At 78.1% G+C, this 17,343-nt stretch carries 15 protein-coding genes; 4 read left to right on the plus strand and 11 right to left on the minus strand.

The window, feature by feature from the left end; translation table 11 throughout:
• Positions 1-9 precede the first annotated feature (9 nt).
• Entirely contained in the window at positions 10-2,421 is a 2,412-nt protein-coding gene (locus ACI78U_RS04150; RefSeq protein ID WP_456874025.1) for an HAD-IC family P-type ATPase, read from the minus strand.
• Positions 2,418-4,091: an RIO1 family regulatory kinase/ATPase domain-containing protein gene (locus ACI78U_RS04155; protein WP_456874026.1), complete on the minus strand. Its 1,674-nt coding sequence runs from the start codon at positions 4,089-4,091 to the stop codon at positions 2,418-2,420. The genes ACI78U_RS04150 and ACI78U_RS04155 overlap by 4 nt, the downstream gene beginning before the upstream one ends.
• 130 nt (positions 4,092-4,221) lie before the next feature.
• Here ACI78U_RS04155 and ACI78U_RS04160 point away from each other — a divergent pair, with 130 nt between their 5' ends.
• Positions 4,222-6,627, plus strand: a complete 2,406-nt coding sequence (locus ACI78U_RS04160; protein ID WP_456874027.1) for a phosphatase PAP2 family protein — start codon at positions 4,222-4,224, stop codon at positions 6,625-6,627.
• Entirely contained in the window at positions 6,620-7,297 is a 678-nt protein-coding gene (locus ACI78U_RS04165; RefSeq protein ID WP_456874028.1) for a phosphatase PAP2 family protein, read from the plus strand. Before ACI78U_RS04160 ends, ACI78U_RS04165 begins: the two co-directional genes overlap by 8 nt.
• Positions 7,298-7,307: 10 nt before the next feature.
• Here the strand turns inward: ACI78U_RS04165 and ACI78U_RS04170 are convergent, their stop codons facing one another.
• The 5 genes from ACI78U_RS04170 to ACI78U_RS04190 all read right to left on the minus strand — a co-directional run bounded on the left by ACI78U_RS04170 (position 7,308) and on the right by ACI78U_RS04190 (position 11,630).
• Positions 7,308-8,279 carry a universal stress protein gene (locus tag ACI78U_RS04170; RefSeq protein WP_456874029.1) on the minus strand — a complete coding sequence of 324 codons (972 nt, stop codon included), beginning with the start codon at positions 8,277-8,279 and terminating at the stop codon, positions 7,308-7,310.
• Positions 8,280-8,403: 124 nt separating this feature from the next.
• On the minus strand, positions 8,404-9,243 hold the full coding sequence (locus tag ACI78U_RS04175; RefSeq protein WP_456874030.1) for a hypothetical protein: 840 nt from the start codon (positions 9,241-9,243) through the stop codon (positions 8,404-8,406).
• Positions 9,240-9,902: a hypothetical protein gene (locus tag ACI78U_RS04180; RefSeq protein ID WP_456874031.1), complete on the minus strand. Its 663-nt coding sequence runs from the start codon at positions 9,900-9,902 to the stop codon at positions 9,240-9,242. Before ACI78U_RS04180 ends, ACI78U_RS04175 begins: the two co-directional genes overlap by 4 nt.
• 5 nt (positions 9,903-9,907) lie before the next feature.
• Complete coding sequence (locus tag ACI78U_RS04185; protein ID WP_456874032.1) at positions 9,908-10,726, minus strand: DUF6544 family protein; 819 nt, start codon at positions 10,724-10,726, stop codon at positions 9,908-9,910.
• On the minus strand, positions 10,707-11,630 hold the full coding sequence (locus tag ACI78U_RS04190; protein ID WP_456874033.1) for a hypothetical protein: 924 nt from the start codon (positions 11,628-11,630) through the stop codon (positions 10,707-10,709). Before ACI78U_RS04190 ends, ACI78U_RS04185 begins: the two co-directional genes overlap by 20 nt.
• A gap of 451 nt (positions 11,631-12,081) precedes the next feature.
• Here ACI78U_RS04190 and ACI78U_RS04195 point away from each other — a divergent pair, with 451 nt between their 5' ends.
• Complete coding sequence (locus ACI78U_RS04195; protein ID WP_456874034.1) at positions 12,082-13,383, plus strand: DUF222 domain-containing protein; 1,302 nt, start codon at positions 12,082-12,084, stop codon at positions 13,381-13,383.
• Between the two features lie 35 nt (positions 13,384-13,418).
• On the opposite strand, the gene ACI78U_RS04200 is transcribed toward ACI78U_RS04195, so the two are convergent.
• The 4 genes from ACI78U_RS04200 to ACI78U_RS04215 form a co-directional block, all read right to left on the minus strand.
• Positions 13,419-14,459 (minus strand): Acg family FMN-binding oxidoreductase, encoded by a 1,041-nt coding sequence (locus ACI78U_RS04200; protein ID WP_456874139.1) that lies wholly within the window; start codon positions 14,457-14,459, stop codon positions 13,419-13,421.
• A 67-nt stretch (positions 14,460-14,526) separates the two neighbouring features.
• Positions 14,527-15,192: a hypothetical protein gene (locus ACI78U_RS04205; protein ID WP_456874035.1), complete on the minus strand. Its 666-nt coding sequence runs from the start codon at positions 15,190-15,192 to the stop codon at positions 14,527-14,529.
• A gap of 86 nt (positions 15,193-15,278) precedes the next feature.
• Positions 15,279-15,680, minus strand: coding sequence for a hypothetical protein (locus tag ACI78U_RS04210; RefSeq protein ID WP_456874036.1), 402 nt, complete (start codon positions 15,678-15,680; stop codon positions 15,279-15,281).
• A gap of 8 nt (positions 15,681-15,688) precedes the next feature.
• Positions 15,689-16,114 (minus strand): hypothetical protein, encoded by a 426-nt coding sequence (locus ACI78U_RS04215; RefSeq protein WP_456874037.1) that lies wholly within the window; start codon positions 16,112-16,114, stop codon positions 15,689-15,691.
• 238 nt (positions 16,115-16,352) lie between these two features.
• Here ACI78U_RS04215 and ACI78U_RS04220 point away from each other — a divergent pair, with 238 nt between their 5' ends.
• Entirely contained in the window at positions 16,353-17,342 is a 990-nt protein-coding gene (locus ACI78U_RS04220; protein WP_456874038.1) for a rod shape-determining protein, read from the plus strand.
• The last annotated feature ends 1 nt before the right edge of the window (position 17,343 follow it).

Below are 17,343 nucleotides of genomic sequence, written 5' to 3' on the forward strand. Positions count from 1 at the left end.
CCTGACCGGTCACGCCCGCTCGGCCCGGGCCCCCGGCATCCGGGCGACGACCTCCACCAGCACCGCGCCGGCGACGCCCAGCCCCGCCCCGGCCAGCACCACCGTCGGGGACATCGCCAGCAGCAGGACGTCCTCCCGCAGCACCGGCACGGCGAGGACGGCCACGACCACCCCGGCCATCGCCACCACCAGGGCCACCCGCCCCGGGGTCAGCGGCCGGGCCAGGACGAGCACCGTCCACAGCCCGGTGGTCAGCACCGCGAGCAGCGCCGCGGTGCGGGCCGCGGCCACCCCGCCGCCGGGCTCGAGCGCCCGGGCCAGCGCGTACGCGCCGTAGGAGACCCCGCCGGTGACCACGCCGACGGGCACGGAGAAGGCCAGCACCCGGCGCAGGAAGCCCGGTTGGTACCGGCGCCGGTTGGGTGCGACCGCGAGCACGAGACCCGGGACGCCGATGGTCACCGCCGACACCAGGGTCAGCTGCACCGGCTCGAGCGGGTAGGCGGCCAGCGTGACGACGGTGACGAGCGCGAGCACCAGGCTGTAGACGTTCTTGACCAGGAACAGGTTGGCCGCCCGCTCGATGTTCGCGATCACCCGGCGGCCCTCGGCCACGGCGTGCGGCAGCGCGGCGAACCGCCCGTCGAGGAGGACGAGCTGGGCGACCGCCCGGGTCGCCGGCGAGCCGTTGCCCATCGCCACCCCGATGTCGGCGTCCTTGAGGGCGAGGGCGTCGTTGACACCGTCGCCGGTCATCGCCACCACGTGCCCGCGGCGCTGCAGCGCCCGCACCACCGCCCGCTTCTGGTGCGGGGTGACCCGGCCGAGGACCGCCGTGGACTCCAGGACGTCGGCCAGCGCGTCGGGGTCCTCGGGCAGCGTCCGGGCGTCGACGGCGTCCGCCGCCCCCGTGACCCCGGGGAGCCCGACCGCGGCCGCGACCGCACCGACGGTCCGCGGGTTGTCGCCGGAGAGGACCTTGAGCGCGACGTCCTGCTCGGCGAAGAAGCGCAGCACCTCCGCGGCGTCGTCGCGGATCCGCTCGGCGAGCAGCACGAGCGCCACCGGGACCAGCCCGGCGGGCAGCTGCGGGGGGACGGAGCGCGCCGTCCACGGCGCGGGCGCGCGGGCCAGCAGCAGCACGCGGCGGCCCTCCGCGGCCAGCCGGTCGGCGCGGTCGCGGGCCGCGGCGTCGGCCGGCCCGGCCGGTGCGGGCAGCACCAGCTCCGGCGCGCCGAGCACCCAGGTCGCCCCGGCGCCGGTCCGCACGGCCGACCACTTGCGGGCCGAGTCGAAGGGCACCGCGTCGACCGCCTCCTGGTCCGCGGCGTCGGGGAAGGCGTCGGCCAGCGCGCGGGCGGTGGCGTTGCCGGCGTCGGCGGCGGCGAGCAGCGCCAGCGCCCCCTCCGCCGCGGGGTCCTCCCGCAGCCGTTCCAGCCGGTCGAAGCGGACGTCGCCGTGGGTGAGCGTGCCGGTCTTGTCCAGGCAGACGACGTCGACGCGGGCCAGCCCCTCGACGGCGGGCAGCTCCTGCACGAGGGTCCGCCGCCGGGCCAGGCCCGCGGCGCCGAGGAGGAAGGCCAGCGTGGTCAGCAGGACCAGACCCTCGGGGACCATGCCGACCAGCGCGCCGACGGTGCCGGTGACCGCGTCCCGCCAGCCCTCGTTGTCCGGGGACCGGAACTGGCTCCACAGCACCGCGGGGCCGACCACGAGCAGCCCGACGGCGATCCAGCGCAGCAGCCGGGTGGTCCCCTCGACCAGCTCGGAGCGGGTGCGGGTGAACACCCGCGCCTGGGCGGCCAGCCGGGCGGCGTAGGCGTCGTCGCCGACGGCGGTGGCCTGCACCCGCCCGCTGCCGGCCACCACGATGGAGCCGGAGAGCACCGGGTCGCCGGGCTCCTTGGCCACGGCGTCGGCCTCACCGGTGAGCAGCGACTCGTCGACGGCCAGGCCGCGGGTGGAGCGCACGACGCCGTCGACCGGCACCTGGTCGCCGGCCCGCAGCACCAGCAGGTCGTCGAGGACCACCTCCGCCACCGGGACCTCGCGCTCGGAGCCGTCCCGCACGGGCCGGGCACGCGGGGTCTGGAGGAGGGCCAGGCGGTCCAGCGTCCGCTTGGCGCGCAGCTCCTGCACGATGCCGATGACGGAGTTGACGACGACCACCCCGCCGAACAGGGCGTTCTGCCACCGGCCGGCGAGCACCATCGTCACCCACAGCACGGCCAGGAGGCCGTTGAAGAAGGTGAGGACGTTGGCCCGGACGATCTGCCCGACGGTGCGGCTGGTCCGCGTCGTCACCGCGTTGACCCGCCCGGCCGCGACCTGCTCGGCGACCTGGGCGGCGGTCAGGCCGGACGGCGGCGTCCGCTGCGCGGCACCGGGAACGGCGGTGACCGTGGCCTGGTCGGCGCTCACAGCAGGCCGCCCGCACGGAGGTTGAGCAGGACCAGCACGACGGTCAGGACCGCCCCGCCGCCGGTGGCCACGGTCAGCAGCACGCGCCGGGCGCTCCACCGCTGGACCCGGATCCGCGGGTGCGGTGGCAGCGCCTCCCGGAGACGGCCGGCCAGGTCCCGCCCGTCGTCGGCCAGCAACCGGCGCAGCTGGGTGGGGAGGGTGAGCGAGGAGACGGTGGCCACCGCCTCGGCCAGCTCCTCGTCGGAGAACTGCCGGCGGGCCCGCTCGAGCACCCGCTCGGGTCCCGCGACGAGCGCGCAGCTGAGCAGCACGGCGGCGAGGTCCGCGGCCTGGCGCCAGCGGCTGGGCCGGAGCTCGCCGAACGAGACGTCGACGAGCACCACGCGCTCCTCGTCCTGGACGAGGACGTTGGAGGGCTTGAGGTCGCGGTGGGCCGCGCCGGCCGACCAGAGCAGCCGGACCTGGTACAGCGCGTCGTCGAGGACCGCGTCGCCCAGCGCCGAGCGCCGGATCTCCACCGTGCGCGGCACCAGCTCGGTCACCAGCAGGTACTCCCGGCCGGGCACGACCTCGACCACGCCCATCGGCGCGGGTACCCGGACCCCGCCGTCGCGCAGCAGCCGCAGCAGGTAGTCCTCGTGCTCGGCCAGCCGGCGCACGGAGGCGAACGGCGCCTCGTCCTCCAGCCGGCCGTACCGGAGCACGCGCAGCAGCTTGTACCAGCGGTCCGAGCGCAGGTGGGTGGTCGAGTAGAGCTTGCCGAACAGGGCGCCGGGCGGACCGGAGGCGAGGACCAGCCGGCACGGTGTGGAGCCGGCCGACCCGTCGAGCCGGAAGGGCTCGACCGCGGCGACGTCGACGCCCAGCTGCCCCAGGACGGCGGCGCGGACCCGGGCGGTGCGCGCCTCGTCGAGGGCGAGGTGGGCGGCCACGCGGCGGCGCCAGGTGACGGGGAAGGCGTCCTCGGGCGCGAGCACCGTGCACGCCAGGGCCGCGGTACCCACCCCGAGCAGGACGGCGGCGACGGCGACGGAGGGGCTGTCGAGACCGAGGGAGACGCGGGGCACGACGGCGGTGGTCAGCAGCACCGCGACGGCGGCCCAGCCCCAGCGCCGCGCGCGGCCGGAGGGGGTGAGCACGTACAGGCTCGTCACCGCGACCGTGGCGAGGACGACGTCGGGCCAGGCGGAGAACTCCACCGCGGCCGGCGTCCCGGTGACCTCGGTGCGGACGGCCCGCACGAGGACGCCCCCGCCGGCCGCCAGCTGGGCGACCGCCGCCATCACCGACACCGTGCCCAGGTACACGAGCAGGTGCCGCCACCGCGCCGTCCACACGAGCACCAGGGCCGTGGGCAGCCACAGCGCGCGGTAGCCGAGCACCGTCCCGACCCGCGCGAGGTCGACGGCCGCGGGGTGCGGTCCGGATCGGCCGGTGACGGCTCCGTCGAGGCCGAGCAGGCCCCCGGGGCGGTCGGCCAGCACCAGCAGCACGACGGCGGCGGCGACCACGGCCGACCACGCCCACACCGCCGTGGGGACGCGCCGGGGCAGCATGCGGTCGCGGCCCGAGGGACGCCGCCGGTTCGTCCCCCCGGGCCAGGACGGGCGGCGTGGCCGGACCACGGCGACCGGCGGGGAGGAGGTCCCGGGGTGCTCCCCGTCCACGGCGGACGGTCCTCCGGGGGTCACCCCCCGAGACTGGCCCTCCGGCCGGTCCGCGTCCCGGGCCGGGCGGCACCGGGCGCAGGGTCGGAGGACCCTGCCCGCCGTCCCGGCAGAGCGCTGGACTGGCCCGGTGACCAGCCGCACCGCGCCCGAGGAGCAGGCCTCGCACGCCGCCGGCCCGCCGGCCGCCGCCAGGCGCCGGTCCCCGGAGCGGATGCCGACCGACCTGGTCCGGGTGGTCCTCGGCCTCGTCGTCCTGGGCACCGGCGTGCTCATCGCCCAGCGGGGCCGGCTCCCGACCCTCGAACGGGACCTGTTCCGGCTGTTCAACGACCTGCCGGCCGTGGTGCTGCCGGTGGTCTGGGTGGTCATGCAGCTGGGCAACGTCCTCGCCGTCCCGGCGCTGGCGCTGCTCGCCGCCCTGCGACGCCGGTTCCGGGCGGCCCGCGACCTGCTGGTGTCCGGTCTGCTCGCCTACGTGTGCGCCGACCTGGTGAAGGCCCTGGTCGGCCGGGAGCGGCCGGGCGGCCTGCCGGTCGGCGCGGTGCTGCACGAGGCCCCCATCGGCGGGGCGGGTTTCGTCTCCGGCCACTCGGCGGTGGCCGCGGCCCTGGCCACCGCGGCGGCTCCGTACCTCAGCCGGCGGGGACGGCGGGTGGCCTGGGCGCTGGCCTGGACGGTCGCGCTCGCCCGCGTGTACGTGGGCGCCCACCTGCCCCTCGACGTGGTGGGCGGCGTGGCCCTGGGCTGGGCGATCGGGTCGCTGGTGCACTGGGTGTTCGGGGTGCCCTCGCGGGAGGTGCCGCCCGGCCGGGTCGAGGCGCTGCTGCGACGGTTCGGACTGCCGGTGACCGGGGTGGTCGCCGCCCCGGTGCGGGCCCGCAGCTCGCAGCCGTTCCAGGCCGTCGACGGCGAGGGTCACCGGCTGTACGTGAAGTACCTGGAGCCCGACCGGCACGAGCGGGACCGGCTGCACCGGATGTGGCGCGAGTTCGTCGCCGGTGACGTGAAGGACGCCGACGCGCTCGCGCCGCTCGGGTACCAGGCCGAGCACGAGGCCGTCGCCGCCCTGACGGCCGAGCGCCGCGGGGTGCGGGTGCCGTCGGTGATGCTGGCCCGCGGCGGGGACGGGGACGCGGTGGTCGTCCAGCAGTACGTCGAGGGCCGGCCGCTCGACGAACTCGCACCGGCGGAGCGGACCCCCGGACTGCTCCGGGAGGTGTGGGGCGAGGTCGCCCGGATGCACGCCGCGCGGGTGGCGCACCGCGACCTGGTGGCCTCCAGCGTGCTGGTCGACCCGGAGGGCAGGCCGTGGCTGGTCGACTTCGGCAACGCCCGGACCGGCGCCACCGACGACGAGACCGCGGTCGACGTCGCCGAGCTGCTGGCCTCGCTGGCCGCCGCGCCCGGTCCCCCCGCCGACCCGGTCGAGCTGGTGGCCGCGGCGGTCGACGTCCTCGGCGAGGAGGCCGTCGCGGCGGCGCTGCCCTCGCTGACACCGCTGGCGCTCTCGTCCGAGACGCGGCAGCGGCTGCGCGACGACCCGTCCCGCCGCATCGCGCTGCGCGCCGCCGTCCGCGCCCGGCTGGACCTGCCCGATCCGGACCGCCCGGTGTTCCCCCCGGCGGGACCCGTGGCCCGGGTGCTGGTGGCCCTCGGCTGCGCCCTCGCCCTCACCGGACCGGTGCTCGTCGCGGGCATCGCCGCCACCGTCACCAGCGGCGGACCGCAGGGGTGGCGCTGGGTGGGCGGCGCGGGCCTCCTGGCCACCGCGGCGGCCCTCGCCCGCGCGACCGCCGTCCGGTACGCCGCCGACCGGCAGGTGTCGGTCGGCCGGGCGCTCGTCGTCACGCTGGTCGCCCGGAACGTGGGACTGGTGCACGGGCGGGACGGGGAGCGCCGCGCCCGCGCGCGACTGCTCGAGCGGGCCGGGCTGCTGCCGGCGACCGCGGACGCGGCGACGGTCCGGATCGGGCGCGCCGGTCCGGTGGGGGCGGCCGCGGCGGCGGTCCTGCTGATCGCCCTCGCCGTCCTCGACGGGTCGATCCCGGCGTGGCGGACCCCGACCGCGGTCCTGGCGGCCGCCTCCACCGGCGCGGCGGCGTGGCTGCTCGCCGTGGCCGGTCAGCTGACCGCCCGCCGTGGCAACGACGACACCGACGCCCCACCGTCACGGCAGCCGCCGCCGTCCCCCCGGGACCGGATGGCGGTGCTGGGCTGGATCGCGCTGGCCGTGGCGCTCGAGGCGACCGTCCTGTCGGCCGCGGTGCAGGCGGCCGGCGGCGGGGTCCCCGTGCTCGCCGCCGCCGGCGGCTACGCCGCCCTCCGCCTGGTGTGGATCGCCCTGCCCGTCACCGGCCTGCCCGGCGCCCCCGAGGCGTCGCTCCTGCTGCTGCTCGGCGCCCTCGGGGTCCCGGTGGCGGCCGCCTGCGCCGCCGTCCTGGTCACCCGGTCGCTCACCACGTGGGCGCCGTGCCTGATCGGCCTGCTGCTCGACCGGCCGGCGCGTCGCCCGGAGGGCCCGGCCGGTGGCTAGCGGGCCGGTGCAGCGCCCGCGGGCGTACGCGGTCCTGCTGGTGGGAGCCGTGGCGGTGACGGTGCTGTGCTCGGTGGCCGTGTCCTCGGGCGACGTGGGCGACACGGAGGCCGCGGTCTTCCGCTGGGTCAACCGGTGGCCGTCGTCCTGGGAGCCGGTGCTGTGGGTGGTCCAGCTCGTCGGCGTCCTCGGGATGCCGCTGCTGGTCGCCGTCCCGGCCCTCCTGCTGCGGCAGTGGCGGCTGGCGGTGGCGCTGTGCGCCCTGGTGCCGCTCAAGCTGCTCGGGCACGGGGAGGTGGTGAAGGGGCTCGTGCAGCGCAGCCGGCCCGGCAGCACCATCCCCGACGTGCTGCTGCGCGACGTGCCGTCGGCCGGGATCGCCTACCCCTCCGGCCACGCGGTCATCGCCTTCGGCGTCGTGGTCGTGCTGTGGCCCTACCTGCGGCCGCGCTGGCGGGCGGTCGTGCTGGTCCTGGCGGTGCTCAACAGCGCGGCCCGGGTCTACCTGGGCGCGCACGCCCCTCTCGACGTCGTGGGCGGCGCGGCGCTGGGGGCCGCGCTGGGCGCCGCCCTCACGCTCGTCGTCGGGATCCCGGCGCGTCCGGCCGGCGCCCGCGGGTCAGGGGCGGCCACCGGACGACGGGGGCCCGTCCGCGGGAGCCGCCCCTGACCGGAGACGCTCAGCCGGCGGGAGCCCTCACCGCGGCGGCAGTCGCCTCAGCCGTCTCCGCTTCCGCGGCGACGGGGTGCACGACCATGACCGGACCGGGTGCGTGCACCGCGCAGTGCAGCGCCACCGAGCCCAGGGCCATCCCCATGACCCGGCTGCGGCTGCGGCTGCCGACCACGAGCAGCGCGGCGCCGTCGGCCCGCTGGACGAGGGCCTCCCCGGGCGCTCCCTGCACGACGGTGACGTCGGCCGCCGCCCCCGTCCCCAGCACCTCCGCGACGATCGCGCCGACCCGGGCGCGGGCGTGCTCCTCGGTCTCCGAGGCCGGCGGCGCGGTGACGGCGTAGAGGTCGCTCCAGTAGGCCTCCGGCCGGTAGGCGGCGACGACCTCGAGCGTCGCGCCCAGGCGGCGGGCCTCCTCCGCCGCGCGGCGCAGCGCGACGCGCGACACCGCGGAGTCGTCGACCCCGACCACCACGCGCGGCGGCGGCTGGACGGCGCCGGGGTGCACCACGACGACCGGGCAGGGCGCGTGCGCCACGCAGTGCAGGGCGACCGAGCCGAGCAGGGTGCTGCGCACGCCGCCGCGGCCGCGGCTCCCGACGACCAGCAGGTCCGCGCCCTCGGCCCGGGCCACCAGGTGGTCGAGCGGGGCCCCGCCGGCGACCACGACGTCCGCGCGGACCCCCGCGGTGCCGGGGACGGCCGCCACGGCCGGGTCCTGGCGCACGTCGGCGAGGAGGTGGCGCACGCGGTCCTCGGTGTCCGCCCGGATGGCGTCGAGCCGCTCGGTGTCGAGCAGGTAGGGGTCCGCCCAGTAGAAGTCCACGGGGTAGGCGCTGACCACCTCCAGCGGCGCGCCGTCGCGGGCGGCCACCGCGAGGGCCCAGGCGAGCGCCACCCGCGCCCCCGGCGAGCCGTCCACGCCGACGACCACCCGTCCGGGCCGCGCCGCGTGGTCCGTCGTCTGCTCCGTCGTCACCGTCGCGCCTCCGCTCCTGCCCGGACACCCGCCGGACGCTGACCCGAGACTGCGCCGTCCGCGGGCGGCCGGACGCGGGCCGACGTCCCCGCCGCCGGGGACCTTCGTCCTGGTCCGGGTGGGATCAGGAGGCGGTCGCCCCGCGCAGCTCCACGGTGACCGAGGGGTCGCGCCGCAGCGGCCGGTCGGCGACGGCGCGCAGCAGCCACTGCAGCGTGTACTCCGGGGTGCTCGCCGACGGCGCAGGGAGGGGGTCGGGCGCCTGCACCCGGAAGGCCCAGCGCAGCTGCTCGCCGGGCCGCGCCCTGACCGCGCCGGCCACCGGCACGGTGGCGACGGCGGTGGTCGCGGTGCGGTCCTCCTCCACCTGCTCCCCCGGCCGGGCCGGCACGCGCTCGGCCAGGACCAGCTCGACGCGGACCCCGCGGAGGGCGAGGGTCGTCCGGGCGGTCGCGACCACGGTGCCGGTCAGCACGGTCCCGGGGTGCAGGTCGTGGCCGGAGAGCTCCGTGGACACGAGGTCGACGGCGTCCGCGCCGGTGACCTCCGGTCGCGCCCCGCCGGCGCGGTCCGGAGCCCCGCAGGAGGTCACGCGCACCGCGGCGGACCCCTCGCCGTCGTCGCCCGAGGCGGTGCGGGCCAGCGCCCGCACGGTGTGGTCGCGCTGTACGAGGTACGCGGCCACGGTGGCCTCGCCGTCCGGGACGGCCAGCAGGGTCCGGCCGGCGGCGTCGAGGTCGGCACGGGCGACGACGGCGGTCGCCCGCTCCGCCACGGCGGTGGCGGCGCCGCCCCGTTGACGCCGGGTGCGGGTGAGGGCGGTGTCCCGCACCAGCTCGACGGTCCCGCCGGGCACGGGACGACCGTCGGCGGCGCGGACGGTCACCGCGAGGGGCTCCCCCGCGCGGACGGCCGCGGGGACGTCCACCGCCAGCCTCGCCGGACGGCGCAGCAGCGGGGTCACGCGGGGCCGCCCGCGGGCAGGGCCGCGGTCCGGCCGGCGCGGCGCTCCGCCCGCTCGCGGATGCCGTGCAGCATCCGCCGGGTCATCACCAGGGTCACCGGCTCCAGCACCCGGCCGGCGACCCGGGCGCCGAGCCTGGGGTCGACCTCCGTCCGGGACCGCGCCAGCAACCGGCAGCCCCCCGCGTCGCCCGGGAGGACGTGGAAGGACCACACGCCGTTCCACGGGTGCTCGGGCGGCGCCTGGCGCAGGACGAGCGCCCGGGGTGGCTCCACCCGCGCGACGCGGAAGGCGTAGCCGTCCGGCAGCGGCCCCCACCCCGCCGGGACGACGACCACCCGGTCGCCGACGGCGAGGTGCTGCCACTCCTCCCGGACCTCGTCGGTGGTGTGGATGTCGAGGCCGAGGGCGTTCTCCAGCCAGTCGTAGCTGTACATGCCGCCGCGGCCCTGGCCCAGCTGCACCAGCCACGCCCACACCTCCTCGGCGGGCGCGGCCACGGTCACCGCCAGGGTCGTCTGGCCGGCCGGCCCGGGGACGAGCTCGTCGCCGGGCAGCACCGCGCCGGCCTCCGCGCGGGTGGCGCCCCAGTCCCGGTGGCGGTGCAGGAGTTCCAGGCCGGCGGCCCCGGCGGTGGCGAGCAGGAGTCCTCGGAGCACGGCCCTCACCTCCCCGGCGGGACGTCGAGGTCGAGGCCGTGCAGAGTCATCTCGCCGTAGCAGAGGTCGCCCTCGGGCAGGTGCCAGACGGCCGAGCCCCGGGTCATGCGGAGCCGGCCGTCGACGACGGTCCACCCGTCCACCGGGGTGCTCCACGGCGTGCGCACCGGCCCGCGGGGCAGGTCGGCCCAGCGGTCCGCCGTCCACACGTCCGCGGGCCGGCCGTCGCCGTCGAGGGCGACCACCGCGCCGACGGTGCGCCCGGCGTCGGTCACCGACACCCCGAAGCGGTCCTCGCCCAGGTCCTCCCACCGGGTGCGGGGGTGCAGCAGCATCGCCGGTGCCAGGAGCACCGCGTCGTCGAGCCAGGTCACCAGCTCGCCGGTGTCGAACTCCGGCCCCGACCCGTCGGCCACGGTGACCAGGCCGAGGGCCTTGCCGAGCATCCGCCCGGTGCCGTCCCGGTAGGTGTCCCACCCCCACATCGGCAGGACGCGGCCGACCAGCAGCCGCATCCGGTACAGCCGCGCCACCGGCTCGGCGGTGTTGAGCTGCCACGCGTCGCACGGCAGCCACGGCCCGTCGGCACGGCGGCGGAAGCGGCCGCTCCAGTGGGCGCGCAGCGAGCGGGTGCGCGGCTCGCCGACCACGCCCATCGCCTGCATGTAGCGGACGGCGGCGGAGGGCAGCCCGGCCAGGTCGGCCTCGGTCACCGGCTCCGCCGACGCCGGCCCGGGCGGCAGGCCGGCGGCGGCCAGCCGGCGGGTGAAGGCGCCCGGTGGCCGCGACGGCGTGCGCGGCCGGTCAGACGTGGACGGGCGCACCGGGGACCTCGCTCTGCTCGGTGTCGACGGGGGGACCGGACGGCACGGCACGCAGCAGCCGGGTGAGCAGCCGGAGACCGACGGCACCGAGGACCCCGAAGCCGGCGATCGGGCCGACCACCTCGGCGGCGGTGAAGGTGATCCCCGCCGCGGCCTGCAGGGCCGTGCTCAGGGCGATGGTGGGCAGCAGCAGCACGATCAGGACCAGGAGCGGGGTGGCGACCAGGTAGCCCAGCGGGTCGCGGCGGCGGACCAGCAGGCCGGCCAGCGCCGCGGACGGCGCGATGACCGACAGGTCGAGGGCGGAGGTCACCATCGTCGTGTAGACGTCGAGGAGGGCGGGGGTGCCGCCGCTCGCCAGCGCGGCCAGCAGGGGCTGCAGCCACACGACGGCGGTGACGGCGGCCGCGGTCAGCAGGTACCACGACAGGGCGCGGTGCGGCACGCCGGGGTCCGCGGCCAGGCGGCGCAGGACGGCCCGGTCGGTGGTCGCGACGGCGGAGGCGAGACCGGCCAGCGCCGTCGCCACCAGCGTCACGTACGCCAGGAACAGCGGGTTGTAGGCGACTCCCAGCGCGTAGTTCGCGTAGACGTAGAGCAGGTACCCGAGCGCGCCGGTGAGCAGGAGGGACCCACGCGGTGACCGCTTCCGGTGCTGCAGCCACGTGGTGATCACCAGGGGCACACCGAAGGCCAGGACGACGGCGTCGACGGCGGTGTTGCCGGCTGCGGTGAAGACGGTGTCGTGGGCGTACAGCCCGCTGCCCGCCAGCTCCGCCGTCTGCCCCCGCGGGGTCACCACCGGGACCGGTTGCCCCGTGGGGCGCCAGACCAGCCCGACCGTGGCGACCGCGGCCGCGACGGCGGCGACCAGCCCGGGCAACCGGCGGAGTCTCGTCCTCACGTGCCGCTCCTCGTCCTCGCCGTGGAGGCGAGGCCTCCCGGAGCCGTTCCCCGCGACCACCGGGGTGCGGTGGCAGGCCGACGCTAGGCAGCCCGGGGCCCCGTCGGTCACCGCCGAAGGACCCTGAGCCGCTGGGCCCAACGCACCGGCCCGACCTGCGGCGCCGGCTCCCGTATCGGCAACTCGTGTGCGATGACACGGCTCTGACCAGCGGGAACTGTCATACCTGCTCCGTAGGTTCGGAGTGTGGAGGTCGCGGAGCACCGGTCGCCGGTCGAGCAGGCGCTGCTCGCCGCGGTGATCGCGACGCCTGCACCGTTCCGCCGGCTGCCGGTGGCGCTGCTGTCGCGGGAGCAGAAGGCCGCCGAGCTGCAGCGGGTCGCGGCGCTGAAGGCGAGGACGGCGGCCTATGAGGCGGAGCTGGTGCTCGGGCTGGCCGACGACTCGCCCGATGACGACGACCCCGCCCCCGGGCACGCCGGGTGCGCGGTCGTGGAAGCCCGACACCGAGCTGCCGGGGGTGTCGGAGTTCTTCACCGCCGAGCTGGCGCTGGTGCTCAACTGCGGCCGCGGCACCGCCAACCACCTCGCGCACCGGGCGTGGGTGTACCGGGAGCGCCTGCCCGCCACCTGGGCCGCGCTGGCCGCCGGTGAGTTGGACGAGGCCCGCGCCCGGGCGCTGGTGGACGTGCTGGAGCACGCCCCGGCGGGGATCGCCCGGCGGATCGAGGCGGCGCTGCTGCCCGCGGCCGGGCAGTGGACGGTGGGCCGGCTCAAGCAGCGGGCCCTCGCCCTGCTGCTCGACCTGGATGCCGACGCCGTCGGCCGGCGGAAGGAGCAGGCGAAGCGGCGCGCCGACGTGCGGGTCGACCCCTCGCCGCTGGAGGGGATGGCCACGCTGGCCGCGGACCTGCCGGTGGAGGTGGCCGCGGCCTGCCACGCGCTGGTCGACTCACTCGCCCGGATGCTCAGGGCCGACGGCGACCCCCGGCCGATCGGCGAGCTGCGCTGCGCGGTGGTCGCCGACCTGATCCAGCGGCCCTGGCAGACCGGCCCGGCGGTGACCGCGCAGCTGACCATCATCGCCGGCCTCGCCGCGCTGGCCGGCCACCGCGAGGAGGCCGGGGAGGTCAACGGGCTGCCCATCACCGCCGCCCACCTGCGCGAGCTGCTGCGCGAGCTGGACGCGCTCGGGGTGCGGGCGCCCGAGGGCGGGTCGGTGACGGTGGCGCTGACCGACGCCGACGGCACGCTGCGGGCCACCGGCACGCTGGACCGGCTGCGCCGGCTGGCACGCACAGGCTGCGACCGGCACCCCGACGGCGCCGACGAGCCGGACTGCGGATGCCCGGTGCTCGACCGGCCCGACCCGGTCGACCGCTACGCGCCGTCGGCGGTGCAGCAGGCGTTCGTGCGCACCCGCGACCGCACCTGCCGGTTCCCCACCTGCGGCCAGCGGGTCGGCTGGGCCGACGCCGACCACGTCCTCCCGCACGCCGACGGCGGGGCCACCGACTACGCCAACCTGTGCTGCCTGTGCCGCTCCCACCACCGGCTCAAGACCTTCGCCCGCGGCTGGCGCTTCCACCTGCGCCCCGACGGCAGCCTGACGGTCACCACACCCTCGGGCATCACCCGCACCACCCGCCCACCGGGCGTGCGACCACCCCCGGCCGCACGCCAGCCACCACCAGACGACCCCGGATCACCACCGCCATCCGCCGACCCCGCCGAGGACCCGCCGCCCTTCTGAGCGACGGGCACGGGAGCGGTGCTGTCGGGGGGCGGTCAGCCGAAGGTCAGGACGTCGGCGACCGGGCGGCGGTTGGTGGACGGCGTCCGGTCGCTCCCCGGGTAGCCCAGCCGCAGCAGCATCTGCGGGTACCCCGTGAGCGACAGGCGGGAGCGCAGCTGCGTCCGCGTGGCCGGCCAGTCCAGGGCCTGGGTGAGCGGCGAGGCGGCCAGCCCCTCCGCGGTCGCCTCCAGCAGCACCCGGCCGAGCGCCCGGCCGGCGGTCAGCCACGCCCCGCGGTCGTCGCCGTCGGTGCCCATGAGGACGACGGTCGGACGCTCCACCTCGGGCGGCGGCGCGTCGGGGTCGCGGTCGTGGGACACCGGGCCGCCCGGCCGCGACCCGACGACGAAGTCACGGATGAGCCAGTTCGACGCCCGCGTGGACGGGTCGTCCGCTGGGACCGCGCCGACCGGGATGCCGTCGACGGCCGCCGGGTCGGTGCGCATCCACCGCTGCAGCTCCTCGAGGTACTCCGGCTCGCCCTGCTCGATCTCCTCCGCTCGGGAGATGAGGAAGACGGTGGCCACCTCCTCCTCCGACTCGGTGATCGCCTTGGACCAGACCCGGAACCCGCCGGCGGTCGCCTGCAGCCGGTCGACGACCTCCGCGGGCACCGCCCGGGGCAGGAACGGAGCCCGCTCGGTGTGCCGCGCGGCGATCGCGCTCCCGAGCGCCCGCTCGTGCTCCGTCGGCTCGCGCTCGCCGGTCACCGTGACGACGGCCAGCAGGTCCGGGTCGGCGGGGTCGGGCAGCGTCTCGGCGTCGGCGGCGCGGCCGGCCGCGGCCAGCGCGACGACGGCGAACTCGACCGCCACACCGCAGCTGACGATCCGCTGTCGGCCGCTGGGGTCGAGGGCGCGCAGCGCCCGGTCCGGGTCGGTGCGCACCGCCAGCCGGTCGCCGTCCGCGCGGAACGACCACGGCTGCGTGTTGTGGATCGACGGCGCGCGGGTCGCCGCCTCCACGACCGCTGTCCACTGCTGCTGGTCCACTCCGTGCTCCTCCACGTGGTCGTCGGCGTTCCGGCTCGGCATCACTCCCCTCTCCCTACCCGGTGGCGCCCGGCACCGCGAGAGCGCCCCCGGACCACCGGCCACCTCGTCACCCCCCGCCGGCGCCGGCCAGCAGCCGGACGGCGCCGTGGCCGGTCACGGCGGCCATCGTCAGCGCCATCGCCAGGCCGCCGACGACACCGATGGCCGCGACCAGCACGGGCGCCTGTCCCGGCTGCCACAGCGGCGTCGTGATCCCGGCGAAGACGGCCAGGCCGGCCAGCCAGGCCGCCGCGGTCCAGCCGATCCAACGCCCGGCGTGGGGCACGTGCCGGCGCAGCACCGTCCACTGGGCCACGCCGATCGAGCCGAGCAGCACGGTGGCGGCCAGCACCGCCAGCGGGGCCTGCACCCAGGCCGGCCGGTCGAGGACGGAGGCGGCCCAGCCGCTCGGTCCGGTCCCGACCACCCACGCCAGCACCGCGGCCACGGACGTGCGCACGATCCAGTCCCGCCGGGACAGCCCGGGGAGCTCCCGCGCCAGCACGGACGCCTGCGCGGCGCCCAGCAGCGCGCCCTCGGCCGCGCCGGCGGCGAGCAGCACCGCCAGGCCCGCGGCACCCGCGGTGTCCGCCGCCCCGGTGAGGACCGCCAGCACCGGGACGAGGAACCCGGCGGCCTCCCCCGCGGTGACGACCAGCAGCCACCGGCCCCAGAAGTGTCGGAGACCGGGCGTCCGGGACCCCGCGGGCGCCGCGGGGATCGGGGTGCTCACGCCGGGGAGCGTCCGTGCCCCGGCCGCCGCGCCCCCAGGGCCGGAGGTCCCGCGACCGGCGCCGCACGTCCCCCGGCCGCGTCGGCTCAGCGGGAGCGGCCCGCCTCCAGCACCACCAGCGGGTCGTCCGGCGCGACGGTCACCCGCGGGAAGGCCGACCGGTAGACGGCGACCGCGTCGTCCCTGCCGGGACTGCCGGGGAGCAGCAACCGGGCACGGCGGGCCTCGTCCCGCCCGTCCCGCCGGACGGTGACGTCGACGGGACCCTCCGCCAGGTTCCACCACCACGTCTTGCCGGCCGCGCCGCCGACGAGGACGACGAGGTCCGCACCGTCGGGCGCGGCCATCACCGGCAGCTCGAACCGCCGGCCGGTCCGCCGCCCGCTGTAGCCGAGCACGACCAGGTGCCGGCCGAGCAGCCGGTGGGCCGGGCCGCGGGAGAGCGCGCGCACCACCGGGTTCACGAAGCGGTTGCGGACCCGGACCACCGGCGTCCTCAGCCGACCAGCCGCTCGAGGGCGGTGGCGGCGAGCAGCCGGGCCCACCACGGCCGCCGGACGTGCGCCGGGGGCCGGGACCGCCGCCACAGACGCCGGGCCGGGCGCACCGCCACGGCCCCGCCCTTCATGCTCACCCAGCCGCCGGGGCCCATGGTCACCCGGGCGACCGCCGGGGACGGCCGGCCCGCGAGGCGGGACGCGACCGCCACCGCCCCGAGGACGACCTCGGCGGTGGTGACGACCCGGGTGACGTCGACGACGGGGTGCCAGCGCACCCGGCCGTCCCGGACCTCGAAGGCGCCCAGCGGCCGGACCCCGGCCATCTCCGCGGCCGGGCGGCGCCCGCCGTGCCCGTCCCCGGCGCGCGCGGTGTGGCTGGTCGACGCCGTCACGGCGATCACCGTGGCCCCGTCCCGTTCCACGGGTGGTCCGAAGGCGGGTCCTCCCCTCCCGGTCGCAGCGGTCCCGGTCACGGGTGCTCCTCCGTCATGCCCCCATGCTCGGGACCGTGGCGCCGTTCCGGACAGGGGCGGAGGTCGCCCCCGGCCGGGACCTCCGGACGACACGGGCGGGGACGCGCGGCGACGCGCCCGGGGCTCTGGACCGGGCACGGACCGCGCCACCAGACTGGCGGGGCACCCGGCGGTCAGGAGGTACCGCGTGGAACTCGGCATCGATCTCGGCACCGCCACCACCGTGGTCAGCGACGTGCGCCGCGGCATCCTCTACGACGAGCCGACCGTGATGCTGGTGCGCCGGGGCAGCGGCCGCCGGGAACGCGTGCTCGCCGTCGGCCGGGAGGCCGCCGACCTGCTCGGCCGCGCACCGTCCCGCTACGCCGCGGTGCGCCCCCTCGACGACGGCGTGGTCACCGACCTCGAGACCGCCCGCACCTACCTGCGCGCGGTCCTGCACGCGGCCGGACAGCGGCTGTGGCGGCTGCCCGTCCGGGCCGTGGTCACCGTGCCCGTCGGCTCCAGCGCCCTGGAGCACCGCGCGCTGCTCGAGGCCGCCGAGGAGGCGGGCATCCGGCCGGTGACCGCGATCGACGAGGCGGTCGCGGGCGCCGTCGGCTGCGGCATCGACCCGCTGGAGCGGCGGGTGCACATGGTCGTCGACGTCGGCGGCGGCCGGTCCGAGGCGGTCGCCTTCTGCTACGGCGGCGTGCTCGCCTCCCGGACCAGCAAGACCGGCGGCGAGGACATGACGCTGGCCGTCGTCCGGTTCCTGCGCGAGCAGCACCAGCTCCTCGTCGGCGACCTCGAGGCGGAGGCGCTCAAGACCCGGCTCAGCTCGGCCGGGGACGAGCCGCTCGTCGTGCAGGGCCGCGACGGCGTCTCCGGCCGGCCGCGGCTGGCCACGATCCCGGCCGCCGAGGTCGCCGAGGCCCTGCGCCCGGTGGTCGACGACATCCTCCGGACCCTGACCCCCTGCCTGGACGACCTCCCGCCGCAGGCGATCGCCGACGTGATGGGCGAGGGCGTGCTCGTCTTCGGCGGCTCCTCGCTGGTCCCCGGCCTGCCGCAGGAGCTCGAGCGGGCGCTCGGCCTGCCGGTCAAGCAGGCCGAGGAGCCGCTGACCTGCGTGGCCGACGGCGCCGCGCGGGCGCTGCGCAACCGGGCGCTGCTGACCGCCTACGGCCGCCGCTGAC

This window comes from Geodermatophilus sp. SYSU D00710, assembly GCF_054050195.1.